The organism is Mesorhizobium sp. M1334 (genome assembly GCF_040317995.1).
GTDB lineage: Bacteria > Pseudomonadota > Alphaproteobacteria > Rhizobiales > Rhizobiaceae > Mesorhizobium.
Map to the genome: position 1 here is coordinate 13,238 of NZ_JAMYLM010000005.1, position 17,911 is coordinate 31,148.

The 17,911-nt window shown below is 61.7% G+C and carries 21 protein-coding genes; 12 read left to right on the top strand and 9 right to left on the bottom strand.

The window, feature by feature from the left end; all coding sequences use genetic code 11:
• Positions 1–117: 117 nt before the first annotated feature.
• Positions 118–756 carry a cupin domain-containing protein gene (locus tag NKH17_RS11485; RefSeq protein ID WP_352902728.1) on the top strand — a complete coding sequence of 213 codons (639 nt, stop codon included), beginning with the start codon at positions 118–120 and terminating at the stop codon, positions 754–756.
• 64 nt (positions 757–820) lie between these two features.
• Here NKH17_RS11485 and NKH17_RS11490 read toward each other — a convergent pair whose 3' ends face one another.
• Positions 821–1,387 (bottom strand): DUF2569 family protein, encoded by a 567-nt coding sequence (locus NKH17_RS11490; RefSeq protein WP_352902726.1) that lies wholly within the window; start codon positions 1,385–1,387, stop codon positions 821–823.
• A gap of 140 nt (positions 1,388–1,527) precedes the next feature.
• Between NKH17_RS11490 and NKH17_RS11495 the strand changes: the two genes are divergently transcribed.
• Positions 1,528–1,728, top strand: coding sequence for a DUF2905 domain-containing protein (locus NKH17_RS11495; protein WP_352902725.1), 201 nt, complete (start codon positions 1,528–1,530; stop codon positions 1,726–1,728).
• Positions 1,729–1,783: 55 nt separating this feature from the next.
• Here NKH17_RS11495 and NKH17_RS11500 read toward each other — a convergent pair whose 3' ends face one another.
• Positions 1,784–2,398: a TetR/AcrR family transcriptional regulator gene (locus NKH17_RS11500; protein WP_352902723.1), complete on the bottom strand. Its 615-nt coding sequence runs from the start codon at positions 2,396–2,398 to the stop codon at positions 1,784–1,786.
• A 91-nt stretch (positions 2,399–2,489) separates the two neighbouring features.
• Between NKH17_RS11500 and NKH17_RS11505 the strand changes: the two genes are divergently transcribed.
• The 6 genes from NKH17_RS11505 (at position 2,490) to NKH17_RS11530 (ending at position 8,293) form a co-directional block, all read left to right on the top strand.
• Positions 2,490–3,596: a polyamine ABC transporter substrate-binding protein gene (locus tag NKH17_RS11505; protein ID WP_352806046.1), complete on the top strand. Its 1,107-nt coding sequence runs from the start codon at positions 2,490–2,492 to the stop codon at positions 3,594–3,596.
• A gap of 13 nt (positions 3,597–3,609) precedes the next feature.
• Positions 3,610–4,452, top strand: a complete 843-nt coding sequence (locus NKH17_RS11510) for an ABC transporter permease (RefSeq protein ID WP_352902721.1) — start codon at positions 3,610–3,612, stop codon at positions 4,450–4,452.
• A gap of 2 nt (positions 4,453–4,454) precedes the next feature.
• Positions 4,455–5,237, top strand: coding sequence for an ABC transporter permease (locus NKH17_RS11515; protein WP_352902719.1), 783 nt, complete (start codon positions 4,455–4,457; stop codon positions 5,235–5,237).
• Positions 5,234–6,298, top strand: coding sequence for an ABC transporter ATP-binding protein (locus tag NKH17_RS11520; protein WP_352902717.1), 1,065 nt, complete (start codon positions 5,234–5,236; stop codon positions 6,296–6,298). Before NKH17_RS11515 ends, NKH17_RS11520 begins: the two co-directional genes overlap by 4 nt.
• Positions 6,299–6,300: 2 nt before the next feature.
• Positions 6,301–7,059 (top strand): MBL fold metallo-hydrolase, encoded by a 759-nt coding sequence (locus tag NKH17_RS11525; RefSeq protein ID WP_352902714.1) that lies wholly within the window; start codon positions 6,301–6,303, stop codon positions 7,057–7,059.
• A 460-nt stretch (positions 7,060–7,519) separates the two neighbouring features.
• On the top strand, positions 7,520–8,293 hold the full coding sequence (locus NKH17_RS11530; RefSeq protein ID WP_254817113.1) for an NAD kinase: 774 nt from the start codon (positions 7,520–7,522) through the stop codon (positions 8,291–8,293).
• A gap of 74 nt (positions 8,294–8,367) precedes the next feature.
• Here the strand turns inward: NKH17_RS11530 and NKH17_RS11535 are convergent, their stop codons facing one another.
• Positions 8,368–9,024: an outer membrane protein gene (locus NKH17_RS11535; protein ID WP_352477471.1), complete on the bottom strand. Its 657-nt coding sequence runs from the start codon at positions 9,022–9,024 to the stop codon at positions 8,368–8,370.
• A 68-nt stretch (positions 9,025–9,092) separates the two neighbouring features.
• The gene (locus NKH17_RS11540; protein ID WP_352477470.1) at positions 9,093–9,389 is read right to left on the bottom strand and encodes a hypothetical protein; all 297 of its coding nucleotides are present in this window, start codon (positions 9,387–9,389) and stop codon (positions 9,093–9,095) included.
• Between NKH17_RS11540 and NKH17_RS11545 the strand changes: the two genes are divergently transcribed.
• Complete coding sequence (locus tag NKH17_RS11545) at positions 9,376–10,971, top strand: DEAD/DEAH box helicase (RefSeq protein WP_352896752.1); 1,596 nt, start codon at positions 9,376–9,378, stop codon at positions 10,969–10,971. The two genes, NKH17_RS11540 and NKH17_RS11545, sit on opposite strands and share 14 nt — an antisense overlap.
• Positions 10,972–11,016: 45 nt before the next feature.
• Here NKH17_RS11545 and NKH17_RS11550 read toward each other — a convergent pair whose 3' ends face one another.
• On the bottom strand, positions 11,017–13,029 hold the full coding sequence (locus tag NKH17_RS11550; protein ID WP_352477468.1) for a BTAD domain-containing putative transcriptional regulator: 2,013 nt from the start codon (positions 13,027–13,029) through the stop codon (positions 11,017–11,019).
• 252 nt (positions 13,030–13,281) lie between these two features.
• Here NKH17_RS11550 and NKH17_RS11555 point away from each other — a divergent pair, with 252 nt between their 5' ends.
• A complete protein-coding gene (locus NKH17_RS11555; protein WP_352578265.1) occupies positions 13,282–13,446 on the top strand; it encodes a YjiS-like domain-containing protein in 165 nt (54 codons plus the stop codon).
• Positions 13,447–13,471: 25 nt separating this feature from the next.
• On the opposite strand, the gene NKH17_RS11560 is transcribed toward NKH17_RS11555, so the two are convergent.
• Positions 13,472–14,365: a LysR family transcriptional regulator gene (locus tag NKH17_RS11560; protein WP_352477465.1), complete on the bottom strand. Its 894-nt coding sequence runs from the start codon at positions 14,363–14,365 to the stop codon at positions 13,472–13,474.
• 119 nt (positions 14,366–14,484) lie between these two features.
• Between NKH17_RS11560 and NKH17_RS11565 the strand changes: the two genes are divergently transcribed.
• Together NKH17_RS11565 and NKH17_RS11570 are read left to right on the top strand one after the other, a co-directional pair.
• The gene (locus tag NKH17_RS11565; RefSeq protein WP_352806064.1) at positions 14,485–15,369 is read left to right on the top strand and encodes an NmrA/HSCARG family protein; all 885 of its coding nucleotides are present in this window, start codon (positions 14,485–14,487) and stop codon (positions 15,367–15,369) included.
• Between the two features lie 47 nt (positions 15,370–15,416).
• Positions 15,417–15,689 (top strand): DUF2798 domain-containing protein, encoded by a 273-nt coding sequence (locus NKH17_RS11570; RefSeq protein ID WP_023679921.1) that lies wholly within the window; start codon positions 15,417–15,419, stop codon positions 15,687–15,689.
• Between the two features lie 90 nt (positions 15,690–15,779).
• Here NKH17_RS11570 and NKH17_RS11575 read toward each other — a convergent pair whose 3' ends face one another.
• The 3 genes from NKH17_RS11575 to NKH17_RS11585 form a co-directional block, all read right to left on the bottom strand.
• Positions 15,780–16,427: a YiaD family glycine zipper/OmpA-like lipoprotein gene (locus NKH17_RS11575; protein ID WP_254817106.1), complete on the bottom strand. Its 648-nt coding sequence runs from the start codon at positions 16,425–16,427 to the stop codon at positions 15,780–15,782.
• A 174-nt stretch (positions 16,428–16,601) separates the two neighbouring features.
• Complete coding sequence (locus NKH17_RS11580; protein ID WP_352477463.1) at positions 16,602–16,970, bottom strand: GFA family protein; 369 nt, start codon at positions 16,968–16,970, stop codon at positions 16,602–16,604.
• 195 nt (positions 16,971–17,165) lie between these two features.
• Positions 17,166–17,552: a hypothetical protein gene (locus NKH17_RS11585; protein WP_352477462.1), complete on the bottom strand. Its 387-nt coding sequence runs from the start codon at positions 17,550–17,552 to the stop codon at positions 17,166–17,168.
• Between the last annotated feature and the right edge of the window lie 359 nt (positions 17,553–17,911).

A 17,911-nucleotide genomic window follows, 5' to 3' on the forward strand; every position in this document is an offset into this window, starting at 1 on the left:
CCGTGTCAACGGAGCCGGCGCAGGAGTTTCACAACCGCTCGTTCGAGCGGCCGTTGAACCGCCAACCCTTTAACCGTAAGCTTGCCGGCAGCGGTGCTCTGAAACCCGAGCTGATCCATGTCACGCTGTGGAGATGTCTACGAGAACAAGGTGACCGGCGAATATGCGGTCATCCTGCGTGGCACCGAAGACCGCGGCCAGGGACCTGGCATCGCTCATCTGACCGCCCGACCGGGAGCCGCAGTGGTGGGCGAGCACTACCACCCGAACCTGACGGAGCGGTTTGCCGTCCTCGGCGGCCGGCTCGACGCTTGCATCGCCGGGAAGACTTTGTCCCTCGGGCCTGGCCAATCCGCCACGGTCGAAGCAGGCGTCGCACATGATTGGTGGAACAGCAGCAAAACCGAAGAAGCGCATGTCCTGGTCGAAGTCGACCGGGCGCCAGGTGCGGACAATGTCGACCCGAACCGTTTCGAGTTGCTGATCGGCATGCTCTTCGGCCTGGCCAATGCCGGCAAGGTGGACAGAAAAGGCAGACCTTCGCCGCTTCACGCGGCAGTCATCGCCAGGGAATTTGCCGACGTGATCGTCTTCACGCACCCGCCACCTGCTATTCAGCGAGTGGCGCTGGGGATCCTGGCGCCACTCGGCCATCTGCTTGGCTATCGCGCGATCGACCCCGGCTACTGCAAGCCGCACGGGCATGTCACGCCGGCTCCCGAAATCCTCGCTCGAGCAGGCCTAGTGGCCGGGTGATCCGGGTCGATACTGGGCGTCCGGCATTTTTGTCGGCAGCGATACATAGGACTCGCGGCAAGCTCTATGAAGCACTCGCGACCTGACCGGATATCGCGGCCCGGTCGAACGTGTTTCTCACCCTGACCGACTTGTAGACGTAGGCGACCCAGATGCCGGTCAGGACAAAAGAAACTGCGGGCATTACCAGCGCATCCCCTGCAAGCACCAAGCTCACAGGAGCGCTCATAACCGCTGAGATCCATGTCGTGTCCAGAATAAACACGATTGGTATTGCAAACCACTGATACAGGAACAGCTGCTTGAAACGGGAACTCCGCCGGAGCATTGCAACGAACACAACCAGCTGGAGCACCAGAAACGCCAGCAACAGGGCGACCTCGCCGTAGACCGCCAAGGCGCCGTTGGGGAGCGTCATTAGCTGTCGATAGCCCCCGCTCGAAGAGAACAGCTCAGCCAGCGTGCGGAAAGGTGCCAAGCACTGTCCAATCGCCAGCAGCATAAGCCAGCCTCCGAAACCGACGAGAGCCGAAGTATCCTGTGATGGCTTTACGGCTGACCGAACGGCAAAGAAAACAGGAACGCCGATCAGCAGCAGCAGTATAGCCCAATGCCAGATGGAGATCTGCACCCAATCCCTCCTTTGATGCCCGTTCAGGTTGTAACAGATTTCAATCTCAACTCAAGAGGAAATATCGAGTGGAAGCGCTGCTTGGGAGACCCGTCAACACTATATTTCTGGCACGATGCTATTTCCGGCAGGATGCTGCCATGTCGCGAACTCTGATCGTCGTTGGTCTCAGCATAGTCGCCATAGGCCTGCTTTGGCCTTGGTTGACCCGGACCGGCCTTGGCAGGCTGCCCGGCGATATCGTGATCGAGCGTGAGAACTTCAGGCTTTATGTCCCCATCGCCACGGGGATACTGGTCAGCATCGTGCTCTCGGCCATTCTATGGCTGATCAACCGTTAGGCGATGCTCCGGCTGCGGCGATTTGTGTTGCTGGCCCTACTCGCCCTTGATCTTCTTACACTCCGATCGCCGCCACCAATATCCGGTTCTGCCTGCGTATCGCTGCCCGCAACTCTGCAATCCTCGCCTCCTCGCGCTTCACGAATTCGATGAACATCATGTTCATGTTGTTGAAGATGAGTTCGCCGAGCGCCGGACCATCGATGTCGCGGCGCACCAGGCCGAGCGCCTGTAACCGGGCGATCAGCGCGCGGATCTGCTCGGTCAGTGCCCGGTCGAGCGCCGTGTAGGCCTGGCCGAACGGGCTGTCCGGCAGCTGCGTCGAGATCGCCATCGCCTGCCGCCACATCTCCTTGCTGAGATAATGCAGCGAATGCTCGATATAGATGCCGAGCAGCGTATCGAGAGCATCGCCGACATTGGCCGGCGGGTTGGCGACGACGCCGCGCCCGGCATTCAGCACCTCGTTGACCTCCATCGAAACGATGGCGCCGAGGATGTCGCCCTTGTTCTGGTAGTAATTGTAGATGGTGCCGACCGAGACTTCGGCCTGCGCGGCGATAGTTTCGATCTTGGCGCCTTCATAGCCGGCATCGCGGAAAAGCGCCGCCGCCGCCTCGATGATGCGGCGGTGCCGATCCGCCTTCTGCCTTGCCCGCAATCCGCTCATAGCGGCTGTTTGCCACAAAAACAGAATTGACTCAATTTTAGAATTGGTTCAATTTTTTGCTACAAGCCAAAAAGGCAAGGGAGAACACCCGATGTCCGTCAATCCAAAGACCCCCAATCCAACCGTCAGGAGTCCGCTTTCTTTTCTGAAGAGCTATCTCCAAGGCGCGTGCGCCGCCGCAGCACTGCTGCTGGCGGCTGGCAGCCTCGCTCAGGCGCAGGACCTCAACGCGCTGATCTGGTGCGATCACGCCGATCCGGTGCTGTTGCAGCCGTTCGAGGAGGCGAACGGCGTCAAGGTCAATGTCAAGGAGTTCGAAGGCACCGGCGCCGGCCTGGCCATCGTCGAACAGTCGCAGCCGGGCGACTGGGACGTGATGGTGATCGACAGCATCGACATACCGCGCGGCGTCGAAAAAGGCCTGTTCGAACCGCTACCGGAAGATAAGCTGCCGCTGGCCGATCTGTTTCCGCAGGTGAAGATGGATAGCTCCACCGTCGTCGACGGCAAGCGTTACGGCATCACCGAAAAGTTCGGCTACAACACGATCGGCTACAACAAGACCAAGGTCGACCCGGCCGACATGCAGTCGCTTGCCGCGCTGACCGGCGACAAATACAAGGGCAAGATCGCCATCTACGATTATTACCTGCCGGTCATCGGCATGGCCGCACTGGCGATCGGCAAGAAGACGGCGGAACTGACGGAAGCCGACCTTCCTGCCATCAAGGAAGAGCTGCTCAAAATGAAGGCCAACGCCAAGCTGGTCGGCGAAGTGACCGCCAGCCAGACGGCACTGGCGACCGGCGAAGTCGACATACTGGTCGGCGGCGGCGAATGGGTGACGGCGGGGCTGGCCAAGGAAAACCCTGCCCTCGACTTCTCTATTCCGAAAGAAGGCGCGGTGCTGTGGTCGCAGTCGCTGGCAATGTTCAAGGATTCCAAGAACAAGGAGCTGGCGCTTAAATTCATCCAGTACATTATGAGCCCCGAAGGGCAGGCGCGGCTCGCCACCTCGTCCTGCTATTGGGGCATGCCGGCCAACAGCAAGGCGGCCCTGAGCGACGAGCAGAAGAAGATCCTGCGCTTCGACGAGCAGCCGGAATTCCTCGCCCGCGCCCAGGCCTATCCGGCGCCGAATGCCGATCTCGACAAGAAGATGCAGGACGTCTGGACCGAAATGCTGCAGGCGCAATGACCGGCTGCCAGTCGTGAACTCCGTCAACAGCGGGCGTGCCCTGCCCTGGGCGCTGGTCACGCCGGCGCTCGGCTTGACGTTGCTGTTCTTCGTGCTGCCCTTCGTCGCCATGGCGGTATCCAGCCTGACGGCGCATGAAGGCGGCGGCTTCACGCTGTCTAACTACAGCCAATTCTTTGCCAATCCGTCCTACTGGCAGGCGATGGTGAACTCGCTACAGGTCACAGCGATCGTCACCATTATCTCGGTGCTGCTTGCCTATCCCTTTGCCTGGATTCTGGCCGAACAGGTGCCGGAGCGCTGGCAGCGGCTGGCGCTGATGCTGGCGGTGCTGCCCTTCTGGACCTCCTATGTCGTGCGCTCCTATTCGTGGCTGCTGGTGCTGGCACAGAACGGCGTCGTCAACCGCGCGTTGACCGGCTCCGGCCTGTTCGGCGAACCGCTGCAACTCGCCAATACCCGGCTAGCGACCGTCACCGGCTTCGTGCATTTCTTCGTCATGCTGTTGACGCTGACGATCTTCGCCAATCTGAAGCAGCTCAGCCCCAGCTACCGCAAGGCCGCCGCCGACCTCGGCGCCGGGCCGGTTCGGACTTTCCTGCATGTCGTTCTGCCGCTGACGCTGCCTGGCATCATGGTCGGCGCCTTCCTCACCTTTGTGCTGTGCATCGGCGATTACATCACGCCGCAGATCCTCGGCGGCAACAACGAGCTTTTGATGCCGCAGCTCGTCATGATGCAGATCGGCCGGCGCGGCGACTTTCCGCTCGCCTCGGCGCTGTCGATCATCCTGATGGCGGTGGTCACCATCGCCTACCTCGCCTGCGCCCGCTGGCTGAAGATCGAGCGGGCCTGACCATGCGCGCTTTCATCCGCCTCGTCTCCGGCCTTTACGCCATCGCAATCTACGGCTTCATCTTTCTGCCGGTCGTCGTTCTGGTGCTGTTTTCGCTGCAGGCAACCTCGTTTCCGATCCCGCCCTTCACCGGGCCGTCGCTGCGCTGGTACGAGGCCGTGCTCGCCGACACGCGGCTGACTTCGGCGCTGGTCAATTCGCTGCTGGTGGCGGTCGTCTCCTCGGCTGTCGCCGTCACGCTCGGCTTTCTCTCCGCCTGGGGTTTTGCGCGCTTCGCCTTGCCGGGCTCGGGCCTGATGCGCGGGCTGATCACCTTGCCCTTGACCGTCAGCTATCTCATCATCGGCATGGGGCTGCTGGTGCTGTTCAACCGGGCCGGCGTGCCGAAGTCGCTCATGGCCGCCGGCATCGGCCATGTGGTGATCAACCTGCCGCTCTGCTTTGCCATCATCTACAGCCAGATGGGCGACCACCAGATCAATATCGAGCGCGCCGCGCGCGATCTCGGCGCCGCCGAATGGAAAGTGCTGCTTTTGATTACCGTACCCGTTATGGCGCCGGCGATCTTCGCCGGTTTCTTCCTGTCGATGACCTTCTCCTGGGACGAATTCGTCATCTCGTTCCTGCTGACGCGCTTCGACACGACGCTGCCGGTCGAGATCTGGAACCTGCTGCGCTCCGGCCTCAATCCCAAGACCAACGCCGTCGGCTCGCTGGTCTTCGCCGTCTCCATCGTACTGGTGGTATTGTTCGAGCTGATGCTGTTGCGGAGGAAGCCGGCATGAGTGCGCCACTGGTCGATATAAGCTCTGTCTCGCATCGCTTCGGCCAGCTCACCGTGCTGAAGAACGTCTCGCTGACGATCGAGCCGGGCAGCTACACGATCCTGCTCGGGCCATCCGGCTCCGGCAAGACGACGCTTCTGTCCATCCTCGGCGGCTTCGTCACACCGAGCGAAGGCAAGGTGCTGATCCGCGGCGAGGACTGCACCGCAGTGCCACCGGCGAAGCGGCCGACGACGACCGTGTTCCAGGACTATGCGCTGTTCCCGCATATGAGCGTCGGCAGCAATGTCGGCTTCGGGCTGCGCATGCGGGGTGTCGATGGCGAAACCCGGGCAGCAAGGGCGCGCGAGGCGCTGGCGCTGGTCGGGCTGGCCACTGCCTTCGACAAGAAGCCGCATCAGCTTTCGGGCGGTCAGCGGCAGCGCGTCGCGCTGGCGCGCGCCCTGGTGGTCGAGCCGGCGGTGCTGTTGCTCGACGAGCCGCTCGGCGCGCTCGACCTGAAATTGCGTCGGCAGATGCAGGATGAATTGAAGGCGATCCAGAAACGCGTCGGCACCGCCTTCATCCACGTCACCCACGACCAGGAAGAGGCGATGGCGCTGGCCGACCATTGCGTGGTGATGAATGACGGGCGCATCGAGGACGAAGGACCGCCCGAGCGTGTCTATGCACGGCCGGCGACGCGCTTTTCCGCGACCTTCATGGGCGAAAGCACGCTAATATCGGGAACGGTGACCGAGGCGAAGAGCGGCGAGATCACCGTCACCACGAAGCTTGGGTCGCTCTCCGTGCCCGGCACATTGCCGGCCGGCTCGACCGTTGCGCTGGCCGTCCGGCCGGAGCATCTTGTCCTCGGCGCTGCCGGCGGTGCTGTGGCGCTCGGTACGGCCAAGGTCAGCGACGTCGTCTTCCAGGGCAGCTTCAAGCGTGTGCTGGGGACCTCCACGACCGACCCGGCGCTGCATTTCATCGCCAAGGTTCCCTCGGCATCGGCAGTCCGGCCGGGCGACGTGGTCGCGGTATCGTGCGATGCTGGCGACATCATCCTGCTTGCGGACTGAACATGGGCACGCTTCCAACCATCGACGCCGGCCACTGGTACGAAACCATCCGCATGGGCGATGGCGTGACGCTGATCCACGAGCCGTGGATCAAGCCGTTTTTCCGCTGCAACATCTGGCATGTGCGCGGCCGCGACCGCGATCTTCTGTTCGACACCGGCCTTGGCCATTTCAGCCTGCGCCGCCACGTGCCGCTGGTCACGGAGCGCAAGCTCACCTGCGTGGCCAGCCACACGCATTTCGATCATATCGGCTGCCATCACGAATTTCCCGACCGCTGCGTGCACCCGGCCGAGGCCGGGGTCCTCGCCGACCCGCGCAACGAATGGACGGTTGCCGACCGCTATGCCACCGACGAGATGTTCGACGGCATGCCGCAAGGCTGGGACACGAAGCGCTACCGGATCCTGCCCGCACCAGCCGACCGGTTGCTCGAGCAAGGCGATATCCTCGATCTCGGCGACCGTGCCTTCGAGGTGATCCACACGCCCGGTCATTCACCCGGCGGCATTGCGCTCTACGAAAACAGGACAGGCATCCTGTTTTCCGGCGACATCATCTATGACGGCCCGCTGATCGACGACGTCTATCACTCCGATATCGACGACTATGTCGAAACGCTGCTGCGCCTGCGCGATCTCGCTGTCTCGGTCGTGCATGGCGGCCATTTCCCGAGCTTCGGGAGAGTCCGCTATCGCCAGCTTGTCGACGAGTATCTCGCGCAAAAGCGCCAGGCCGGCTGTCATCTGCTCGCCCGTTAAGGACCAGCGTAGTAACGTCAAAGCGCCCTTTGCGGACAGGGTGTCCCCGCCGCGTCGCCGCAGCGTGAGGCGGTGGGCTGCGGTCTGAAACTCTTTTCCTCCGACTGGCGCACCAGTTCCGCGAAAGCCAGGGCAAAACTTGCCAGCATCAGGAAGACGATAATCAAGCGTGCCAGCGGCAATAGATCGGCCTCGACTGGTTAGCCCCCACGCCGCCCGTCCGCTGCCGGCTAACATGATCGATCCGGCTTTACGAGAGTTTAAGGCGAGCCTTAACCATCACATCATTTTGTCCTCCGACATGATGCGCGAGTCCGCCCTGTTCGGCCGCCATATCAAGACTCCTCCCTCCCTTTGCAGAAATGCCCACCCATGCTAACCCGGCGCTGGCGCGGCCCAGCAACCGGTCGCCGCCAATCGTCGCCAAACGGTCGTCGCCAATCGGTTGTCGTTGAGAGCCATGAGCAAAACCGCCAGCCGTTTCGCCTTCGTCTCATCCGGTACAGCCGACGCCAATGCGGCGCTGGAAAGCCTTTCTGCGCGTTACGGCCAGGCATCCGTCGAAGAAGCCGGGATCGTCGTGGCGCTTGGCGGCGACGGCTTTCTGCTGCAGACCCTGCGTGAGACGATGAGCACGGGAAAGAAGGTCTACGGCATGAACCGTGGCACCATCGGTTTCCTGATGAACGAATACCGCGCCAGCGGCTTGACCGGGCGCATCGCGGCGGCCGTTGCCGAAACGATCCGTCCGTTGGAGATGCAGGCAGTTACGGCGGAGGGCGAGACGATTTCGGCGCTGGCGATCAACGAGGTCGCGCTTTGGCGCCAGTCCTACCAGACCGCCAAGATCCGCATCACCGTGGATGGGCAAGAGCGGCTGGAGGAATTGCACTGCGACGGCGTGATGATTGCGACGCCGGCCGGCTCGACCGCGTACAATCTGTCCGCGCACGGGCCGATCCTGCCGCTCGACGCTCCGCTGCTGGCGCTGACCCCGGTCAGCCCGTTTCGTCCGCGCCGCTGGCGCGGCGCGCTGCTCTCCAACAAGGCGAGCGTGCGTTTCGACATTCTGGAGCCGGAAAAGCGGCCGGTGAACGCCGCCGCCGATCACACCGAGGTCAAGGCGGTGACGACGGTCACGGTAAGGGAATCGCCGACGGCAACGGCGACACTGCTGTTCGATCCCAACCATTCGTGGAACGAGCGCATTCTCGCCGAACAGTTCAGGTATTAAACGACAAAAGTAAAACCCGGCACGAGGCCGGGTCCAGTGCAACACAAAGTCTCGCCGCAACCGATCCTTACGATTTAGAACTTGTAGTTCAGGCCGACAACTCCGGTGTGTATCCGGACCTTTGCCTCGACATTCTCGCCGCCGTCGACCGTATAATCGCCCTTGCCTAGATCGAAATACTTGTATTCGCCCTTGAGCGACCAGTGATCATTAAAGGCATATTCCAGGCCCGCACCCAGCGTCCAGCCTGCTTTGGTCTTCGTGGTATCGTTCGTCCCGACGGGACCACTGGTGCCAATCTCTATGGTTCCATAGCCGAGACCACCGGTACCGTAAATCAGCAGCCTGTCCATCGTGTAGCCAATTCGACCCCGCAACGAACCGAGCATCTTTACATCGGACTCGCAAGTGTAGGCTGGGTTTGGGCAAGATGTGTCCCCATCGATCTTGGCGGCCGCGATATCCGCCTCGATACCATAGACTATATTTCCGCTCTGGAAATTGTAGCCGGCCTGAACGCCGCCTAGAGCACCGCTGCCATCGTGATCAGCCGTCGCCCCGTTAAGGCTATATTCCCAGTCCACCTTGCTTTTGCCGCCGCCGACATGCGCGCCTAAATAAAAGCCCGTCCAGTTGTATGTTGACGCAACCGGCAACTCCACGACGTCGGCCGCCATCGCCGGCATCAAGGCAAGTGCCACAAATGCGGCAGAGAGAAGAATTTTTTTCATGATGTGGCCCCTCGACTAAGAAAAATGGATGAATCATTCGTGTCAAGGTTTCTGCTCCAACTCAAATCCTAAATGCAATTTTGCCGTGCAATCGGGATGAATGCAGCAAGGCGTTGCTGATCCGCAACACTTGCGCTGGTGCGGAAAAAACTGTTGCCTTCCTGGAAAGTCGGCATCGGCGATGCGGTAACCATCGCGATTAAGGTTACGACTTCACAATCGCGCCAATGCCGCCCGTTTGTGTTGACAAATCGTGGGCTTGCGCCTACCTGCAATACCAATCTTGCAGGCGCGCGGCGCTTGCCGCGACTGCTTATGTTGCGCCCCCGAACCAGCCAAAGACCGCCAAACTTGTCCTCAGACACCCAGATCGCTCAAGAAGCGTTGACCTTCGCAGACCTCGGCCTGTCGCCGAAGGTCCTTTCCGCAGTTACCGATGCCGGCTACACCGAGCCGACGCCGATCCAGGCTGGTGCTATCCCGCACGCCTTGCTCGGCAAGGATGTGCTGGGCATTGCCCAGACCGGCACCGGCAAGACGGCGTCCTTCGTCCTGCCGATGCTCACCCGGCTGGAAAAGGGCCGCGCCCGCGCCCGCATGCCGCGCACGCTGATCCTCGAGCCGACGCGCGAGCTCGCCGCGCAGGTCGAGGAAAACTTCGTCAAATACGGCAAGAACCACAAGCTCAATATCGCGCTGCTGATCGGCGGCGTGTCCTTCGACGAGCAAGACAAGAAGCTCGAGCGCGGCGCCGACGTGCTGATCGCGACGCCAGGCCGCCTGCTCGACCATCGCGAACGCGGCAAGCTCCTGCTCAACGGCGTCGAGATCCTCGTCATCGACGAGGCCGACCGCATGCTCGACATGGGCTTCATCCCCGATATCGAGCGCATCTGCGAAATGATCCCGTTCACCAGGCAAACGCTGTTCTTCTCGGCGACGATGCCACCGGAAATCACCAAGCTCACCGAGAAATTCCTGCACGCGCCGGTGCGCGTCGAAGTGTCGAAGGCAGCATCGGCCGCCACCAACATCACCCAGCGGCTGGTGAAATCCGGCCCGAAACCCTGGGACAAGCGCGAGACGCTGCGCAATCTGATGAAGGCCGAGGATGCCGAGCTGAAGAACGCCATCATCTTCTGCAACCGCAAGGTCGAGGTGTCGGAGCTGTTCCGTTCGCTGCTCAAATATGATTTCGACGCCGGCGCTCTGCACGGCGACATGGACCAGCGCGCGCGCATGCAGATGCTGGCCAATTTCCGTGACGGCAAGCTGCGCTACCTCGTCGCTTCGGACGTCGCGGCGCGCGGCCTCGACATTCCCGACGTCAGCCATGTCTTCAACTACGACGTGCCGATCCACGCCGAGGATTATGTCCACCGCATCGGCCGCACCGGCCGCGCCGGACGCTCCGGCAAATCCTTCACCATCGCGACCAAATCGGACACCAAATACATCGACGCCATCGAACGGCTGATCGGCACCAAGATCGAGTGGCATGACGGCGACCTGTCGACAGTCGTCGCCAGCGAGGGCGGCGAGGACGAGGCCCCGCGCCGTGGCCGTGGTGCGCCACGCCGCGCCGGGCGTAAGGACGACGCCAAGGACAGGGGCGAGCGCAAGCCGCGTGAACGCCACGCCAAGCGCAGCGAAGAAGCAGCGCCGGAAGCGGTTAGCGAGGAACAGCCGGTCGTGGCCGAAGCCGCCGTCGCCGATATTGGCGAGCGGCGTACCCGCAAGGAGGCGATCCGCTCGGAAAACAGCGAGCGCCAGGCTTCACCTGAACGGAAGGCTTCGCCCGATCGCAACGAACGGCGTGTGCCCGAACGCGGCGACACCAGGCCGCAGCGCGAGCGCCCTGCCCGCCAGCGCCAGGAAGACAATGACGCGACCGTCGGCTTCGGCGACGACATGCCGGCCTTCATGCGGATCGTCGCCAAGGTCTGATATCCAGCTTGCGCGTCCCATGGCCGCGCGAAGCGTTGCCGCCAGTCAGTCCGGCAGCCCCGCCTTGCGAAGGCCTTCGATATATCTGCTGCGATCGTCCGGTCGATAAAACGGCGGCAGCACCTCGGCGAGATTCGAGAGCCGCAGCGAGGGATCGACCTCGCAGACCCGGGCCATAGTCTGCTGCGCTTCCGACAGGCGTCCCGCCAGGGCATGACTCGCCGCCACTACACGCATCGCGCTCACGTAGTTCGGTTGGTACCGTAGCGACTTTCCCGCCCAAGCGGCGGCGTCATCGTAGTGGCCGGCACAAAAATGAGCGAGCCCGGTGTTGAATTGCCAAGCGAACAGACGTGGATCCAATGGGCTTAGGCGCATGGCAAGCGCGGCGTGCTCGACGGCCTTGCCTGGCTCGCCAAAGCAAGCCTTGACCCAGCTGCTTAGGCCCCACGCGGCCGCTAGATTCGGGTTGAGAACGAGCGCGCGATCGATGCAAGCCGCACTGTCGTCAAGGTCGCCACCTACGTAGCCGAGGACGTATCCACCGAAGGAAAGCGCAATCGCATCGTCCCTTCCGAGTTCGACCGCTCTCCTGGCCAGTCGAGTAGCCTCGGCATTCTCTTTCGCGCGGTCGACCATCCAGCCGTTGCTTTTTCGGGTGGCGTAGCACCGCGCCGCCCGCGCATAGGCTGCGGCAAACTCCGGGTCACGGTCGATCGCTTTCATGAAGAGGCGCAAGGCATCGTCGATGGCCGATCTACTAGTGATCGTCCGGTCAAAGGCCGCCAGCCCGCGGAGGTAGTAATCATAAGCGTCGAGGCTTTCTGTCGGCTTGCGTTTGGCACGCTCGATCTCAGCCTCCTCCATTTTCGGTGTGATTGCGCCGACAATACTCGAGGCGACCTGGTCCTGCAGATCGAAGACTTCGGCGAGCATCCCGTCAAAACGGTCGGCCCAGAGATAGGCCTCCGTCGAGGTGTCGATGAGCTGCCCGGCGATGCGCAGGCGGTCGCCCGCCCGGCGAACACTTCCCTCGACCACATAGCGCACGCCCAGCTCACGCCCGACCTGCTTTATGTCTATGGACCGTCCCCTGTAGGTGAAGCTCGAATTCCGTGCGACTACGAACAGGTGACGAAAGTGAGCCAAGGCGGTGACAATGTCTTCCACCATGCCGTCGGCAAAATATTCCTGCTCGATATCACCGCTTAGGTTCTGAAACGGCAGCACCGCAATCGATGGCTGGTCGTCGCGCCTCGTCGGGACTGCCAGAACCGGCGCCAGTGATGCGGCGCCAGAGCTTGGCTCCGGCCGCTGATGTTCAGGTCGTTCACGGGACTGCAGGGAAGCCGCCAGCGAGCTTGTCTGCTCTTCAGGCTCGGCGTTCAGATGTTTCCTTAAAGCTGCCCGACACAGCTCGAACTGACGCAAGGCGGCGTTTTCGTGGCCTCGATGAGCGTGGATGCGGATAAGCGCCCGATGGGCTGCCTCCGCCGTCGGATCCGAGGCGAGCAATCTCTCCGCGAGCCCTTCGCAGGCCGTCTCTTCGGCTGAGCCGGGTGCGGGCAGCGCCAGGCTCAGCCGGTCGACCAATTGCAGCGCCTTGCGCTGATACTTGCTCAGATACGGTCCAAACCACTCGTCCAGTTCGTCAGGGATGGCTTGCCCGGCAAGCAGCTCGCCGCGGTAGAGATCGGCGGCGAAGGCGAGATCGGCGGTTCGGCCCTGCTCCAATTTCCTGTCGAAGATCGAGATGTCCGCCTCATCCGGACCGGCAATCAGCGCAACGGTTTCCTGATCCCCATAGATGTAGACGGCTGCATCCGAGCTGGCGGGGAACGTGCGCCTGATGTCGACCAGCGCTTGCCGCAAACTATTGCGGGCCTGCCCGTTGCTTCGCCCCGGCCAAAAGGCTTCGGAAAGCTGCTCGCGACCATGGCCGCGGCGGCCCGCGAGAACCAGAGCAGCAAAAAGGAGCGAAGTCTTGCGTGTGGCGAACCGGACAGGCCGATGCTCCGGGGAAGTAACCGCCAGGCCACCAAGCAACCGGATGCGCACAAATCGTCTCCAGGCTTCTATGCAGCGACAGAATAGCATCTCGGCGGATCGATTTAACACCGATTTAACGGCGGATCGCCGGACTTCTCCCAGTTGTTCACGCACAGCCGAACAGCCCGAAAACCCCTGCGTGGCACGCTCCCATCCGCAAACTCGAAATGGGAGACCAAAACAATGGCTCACACGGCAACTCGCGCTGCCCGCAGCATGTCCAAACGCTTGCTTGGGTCTAGCCTGAAAGGCGCAGCAATGATGATCGCTGCCTTCACGGGATGGCGGCGGACCGTCGCGAGACGCAGAGCACTGGCAGATCTGACGACCGAACAGCTGAAGGACATCGGTCATTCGGAGGTTCATCAACCCGCACTCGATGCCGCCACGGCTGTTCTCATCACGAACTTGATGTCGATGAGGTAAGATCGGCGTTGAGTTTGGTCTGCGCCTAAAGGTTCTTGAGTTCCAGGCGGGATGCCAACAGGTCCAGAAAAGCGCGGACTTTGGCCGAGGATGATCTGCCTTCCGGCCACACGGCGTGTATCGGCACCGGCACTGGCTCGAAGTCGGTCAGAGCCAGCTCCAGGCAGCCGTCGTCCACCAAGTGTTTTACCTGCCAAAGCGGCGAGTAGCCCAATCCCAATCCGTGAACCGCGGCTGCATAGATCGATATCATCAAATTCGACCGGAAGGTGCCCGCGACCTTCACCGGCCGGGGCTTGCCTTCAATCTGAAACACCCATTCGCCTGGGCGGCCGTCGACGGTTCGTACGATGCATTCATGCTCACGCAATTCGAGCGGATGGGCCGGTCGGCCGTGTTGCTGGAAGTAGGCAGGTGCGCCGAACACCACGCGTCGCAGCGCGCCCAGGCGCTTCGCACGTAAATTGGAATCCGGCAAATTGCCGATTCTTACCGCCAGATCGAGACCCTCGGCATCAAGATCGACAAATTCATCGGAAAGCTTGAGGTCAACCTCGACCCGGGGATATGTCCGCATGTAGTCGGCGATAACCGGCACGAGGAAGTCCGGGCCGAACAAAACAGGGGCACTCACACGCAGGATGCCCGATGGCTCCGACCGTCGATTGGCCGCCTGAAGCCTGGCTTCGTTAATTTCCTCGACGGCGGGTTTGATGCGCTGGAAAAAGGCCGCTCCGGCTTCGCTCGGCCTCGAGCGGCGTGTCGTCCTGTGCAGAAGCTCGACCCCGATTGATTCCTCCAATGTCGCCAGGGACCGGCTGACCGACTGCAGCGAGCGGTTCAGCCGGCGCGCGGCAGCCGTCAGGCTGCCATGCTCGACAATGGCAATGAAGGCTTCGAAATCATCTATCCGGCTCATCGCTCATTCTCCCGAAAATCGGGAGAAACTATCGCAAATTCGATTAATTGTAACGCAGTTCGCTAGATTTTATCTTCCCTGCACAGGCCGAAAGGCAGACTCGAGGGAAGGAGATCGTCATGCGAACGTCCAGTCCAACCATCCTGGTCGTAGGCGCCGCAGGCCGCGTTGCCGGTTTGGTAGTGCCTGAACTCGTCGGCCGCAATGCCAGGATTCGGGCGCTTGTTCGTGACGCCGCGAGTGCCGAAAAAGCCCGGAAAGCCGGCGCATCCGAGATCGCGATCGGAGATCTGCGCAACCATCAGAGCCTTGAGCAGGCCGTGAAAGGTGTCGACGGTGTCTTTCACATCGGACCGGCCTTTGCTCCCGACGAAGCCGCCATGGGGGTTGCCATGGTTGAGGCGGCGGCGCGAGCAGGCGTTCGAAAGTTCGTCTTTTCGTCGGTGATCCAGCCGACCAATACGAGGCTGGAAAACCATGCAAGCAAGGTACCCGTCGAAGCTGCCCTCTATTCGACGAACATGGAATACACCATTCTGCACCCGGCCAATTTCATGCAAAATATTGCGGGGGCCTGGCCGTCCGTCGTCGAGCACGGCGTTTTCGCCGAGCCGTTTCCAAGGACGGCGAAGCTCGCCCGCGTCGACTATCGCGATGTGGCTGAAGTGGCGGCAATCGCATTGACCGAAGCACGTTTGTCCTATGCGACCCTCGAGCTGTGCGCCGACGGTATGCACAGCCGCGAAGAGGTCGTCGCCATGATGAGCGAAGCGCTTGGCCGGCCGGTTTCGGCGGGCGAGCCGACATTTAAGGACTGGGCGGCGAAGGCCCGCCTTCCCTATACCGACCGGCAATTGCAGATGCTGGCCAAGGTACACAGCCACTACGCCAAATACGGCCTCGGCGGGAACAGCCTGACGTTGCGTGCCGTGCTTGGCCGCGAGCCGCGTTCGCTGCGAAGCTTCATTCGGGAATTGGCGCTGCAGACGGCATATGCCGCCTGATCGTCCTCACAATAACGCCTATGCATATTTCTGATTAGGAGATTTCGATGCAAGCATCACCGGACCGAGCCTTCAAGTTGAGAAAGCTGCCGCCCTCCTACGGCGCGGTGGTGATGCCGCTGGTTCTTTCGATTCTGATGTCCTCGATTGTCTCGGCGGTTTCGACGGCAATCGGCGCAGGCTGGACGAACGGGTTTATAGCAGCCTGGAGCTATGCATGGGGCGCTTCATGGCTTGTCGCGTTTCCCAGTCTGCTGATTGTGCTTCCGATCGTGCGCCGGATCGTTGCCGCGATTGTCGATCAGCCGGCCCGGTCCTGACATCACGAACGAAGGGTGCCGGCGGCCAGAGGGCCGGCATAGCCATTAGAGCGGCCCCTTGCGGGGCCGCTGCCGGTTCGTGCGCTTGCCTCAGGTAAGCGGCGACAGCTGTATCTCGACGCGGCGGTTCTGAGCCCGGCCGGCAGCGGTCGCGTTGGAGGCGATCGGACGCGTCTTGCCGAAGCCGGTGACGGCGAAGCGGCGGGAATCGACGCCCTGTCCGGACAGATAGTTGGCGACCGCCAAAGCACGGCGCTGCGAAAGGTCGAAATTGTGCTCGTCGCTGCCGGTCGAGTCGGTGTGGCCGAACACGTCGACCGTGGTCTGGCGGAACTTTTTCAGCACAAGGGCCACTGAATTCAGCACCGGATAGAAACCGGCCTTCACCGCGTCCTGGTCGACGTTGAAGGTAATGTCGGACGGCATATTGAGGATGATCTGGTCGCCGGTGCGGGTGACGCTGACGCCGGTGCCCTGAAGCTGTCGGCGCAGTTCGGCCTCGTTCTGGTCCATGGTGGCACCGATGGCACCGCCGGCAAGCGCGCCGATGCCCGCGCCGATCAGCGCGTTGCGGCGGTCGTTACCGCCGGCAAGCATGCCGAGCCCGGCACCCGCCAAAGCACCGAGACCGGCGCCGGCAGCGGTGTTGGAAACCTTCTGTTCCCCGGTGTAGGGATCGGTGGTGCATGCGCTCACGAGCACAGCCGTCGCCACGACGGCGAGCACAATCTTTTTCATACGGTGGTCCCTCTCCATTCCACGGCCGCGCAACGGCGCACCGCATCAGCCCTTCCAGCGACTTGTAACATGAAATGCGGCGAAAAGCGGACCAGCAAAAGCCGTTGCCGCGGCTTTCCCCGGCTCAATTCCACACGCCTGCAGCGGCTCGCGCGACCACCGCAATTCGATCGGCTACCAGAGATTCTTGCCGTCGATGACCACCACTTCGACCGTGTCGAGATCGAAATCGTCGAACAGCCGCGAGTTCACGCTGATCTTCGGATTGTCGAAATTCGGCTCGCCTGTCGACCAGTCCGGCGTCTCGGTGAAGGTGCCACAGCCGCAGGTGGCGCAAAAACCGTGTTTTATGGTTTTCGATCCCCACAGGTAGAACGAGACATTCTCCGGCGAGCTGGTGAGTCTGAATTGCGATGGGGTGTAATAGGCCCACAACGAACCGCGTTTCGAACAGAAGGAACAGGTGCATCGCGTCACCGTCTGCGGCGCTTGCGAAACCTCGAACGTCGTCGCCTTGCAGTGGCAGCTTGCCTTGATGGTCATGAATTGGTCCCTCACAATGCCGCCGCCCCGTACGGCAAAGGCAGCATAAAGAAACGCTCCTGACAACTGCCAGTCAGCAGGCCTGTGAGCCTGCGATAGGCAGGTTAAAAGTGCTGGAGTGCCGATCGAAGGCTCATCGAGCCAAAGCCGGCGCACCTTCGGGTCAGCCCGTCGGCAAGCTTTGGGCGTCATGCGCTAATAGGACGATGGCGGCACGAACAGGCAGATGGTCTTTCCGTCATTGGCACCGGCAACGGAGCACCAATGATATTCGCCGTCGGGCGAATTCTTGATCCGCTTGTCGCTATAGGCCACGACCTCCCCGGTTCCTTTGATGACATAGCCCTCCGGACGTTCGCTGATCGATGTCTGAGAGACCTCGCGGCAATCATAGCCCGAGCAGCAGGAGAACGGATAGCTCCAGCCTTGCGGCATGGCCGCGGTCGGTTTGGCATCATGCGCCAGAGCAGGCGCCGCAAATGGAATGGCGGCAGCAATCAAAACCACTGCCGCGACAAGTGAATTCAGGAGTCGGCGCGCCGTGCGGGCGACTGGGGCCGGTCTGGTTGTGAGAGCAAGCATGAGCGCAGTTCCTATCAACGGTTGTCAAGCATCTCGCTTGCCCGTTCCCGGAACGTGTCTTCCCAGTGGCCGGATCGTCAGGTCGCAGATACGCCGCGTCCGGCCATAAATGCTTTTTTCCTCCCCAGCGCATGAATGCTGGGCTGATTCCTTGGTTGGCGCAAGCAATTGCTGTCGCAACCGAACGCCGACCTCTGCAGTCGGAACCAACCTGCCGCCCTGATTGACGAAACCTGGTCAAGCCCGGCAACGGGATCGCCAATAACGGGATTTGGCTCGCGCTGGTTCCAGGCTTGGCACCGGCGGCCCGCGACATCCGCGTCAAAAGCGGAAATCGATCTTGAAGAATCCGATGAAAA

Coding starts and splice junctions, on each gene's coding strand:
- NKH17_RS11570 (WP_023679921.1), top strand. CDS start 15,417: ATGCAAGCATCACCGGACCGAGCCTTCAAGTTGAGAAAGCTGCCGCCC.
- NKH17_RS11585 (WP_352477462.1), bottom strand. CDS start 17,552: ATGCTTGCTCTCACAACCAGACCGGCCCCAGTCGCCCGCACGGCGCGC.
- NKH17_RS11485 (WP_352902728.1), top strand. CDS start 118: ATGTCACGCTGTGGAGATGTCTACGAGAACAAGGTGACCGGCGAATAT.
- NKH17_RS11575 (WP_254817106.1), bottom strand. CDS start 16,427: ATGAAAAAGATTGTGCTCGCCGTCGTGGCGACGGCTGTGCTCGTGAGC.
- NKH17_RS11525 (WP_352902714.1), top strand. CDS start 6,301: ATGGGCACGCTTCCAACCATCGACGCCGGCCACTGGTACGAAACCATC.
- NKH17_RS11500 (WP_352902723.1), bottom strand. CDS start 2,398: ATGAGCGGATTGCGGGCAAGGCAGAAGGCGGATCGGCACCGCCGCATC.
- NKH17_RS11505 (WP_352806046.1), top strand. CDS start 2,490: ATGTCCGTCAATCCAAAGACCCCCAATCCAACCGTCAGGAGTCCGCTT.
- NKH17_RS11495 (WP_352902725.1), top strand. CDS start 1,528: ATGTCGCGAACTCTGATCGTCGTTGGTCTCAGCATAGTCGCCATAGGC.
- NKH17_RS11535 (WP_352477471.1), bottom strand. CDS start 9,024: ATGAAAAAAATTCTTCTCTCTGCCGCATTTGTGGCACTTGCCTTGATG.
- NKH17_RS11530 (WP_254817113.1), top strand. CDS start 7,520: ATGAGCAAAACCGCCAGCCGTTTCGCCTTCGTCTCATCCGGTACAGCC.
- NKH17_RS11555 (WP_352578265.1), top strand. CDS start 13,282: ATGATCGCTGCCTTCACGGGATGGCGGCGGACCGTCGCGAGACGCAGA.
- NKH17_RS11515 (WP_352902719.1), top strand. CDS start 4,455: ATGCGCGCTTTCATCCGCCTCGTCTCCGGCCTTTACGCCATCGCAATC.
- NKH17_RS11580 (WP_352477463.1), bottom strand. CDS start 16,970: ATGACCATCAAGGCAAGCTGCCACTGCAAGGCGACGACGTTCGAGGTT.
- NKH17_RS11565 (WP_352806064.1), top strand. CDS start 14,485: ATGCGAACGTCCAGTCCAACCATCCTGGTCGTAGGCGCCGCAGGCCGC.
- NKH17_RS11520 (WP_352902717.1), top strand. CDS start 5,234: ATGAGTGCGCCACTGGTCGATATAAGCTCTGTCTCGCATCGCTTCGGC.
- NKH17_RS11560 (WP_352477465.1), bottom strand. CDS start 14,365: ATGAGCCGGATAGATGATTTCGAAGCCTTCATTGCCATTGTCGAGCAT.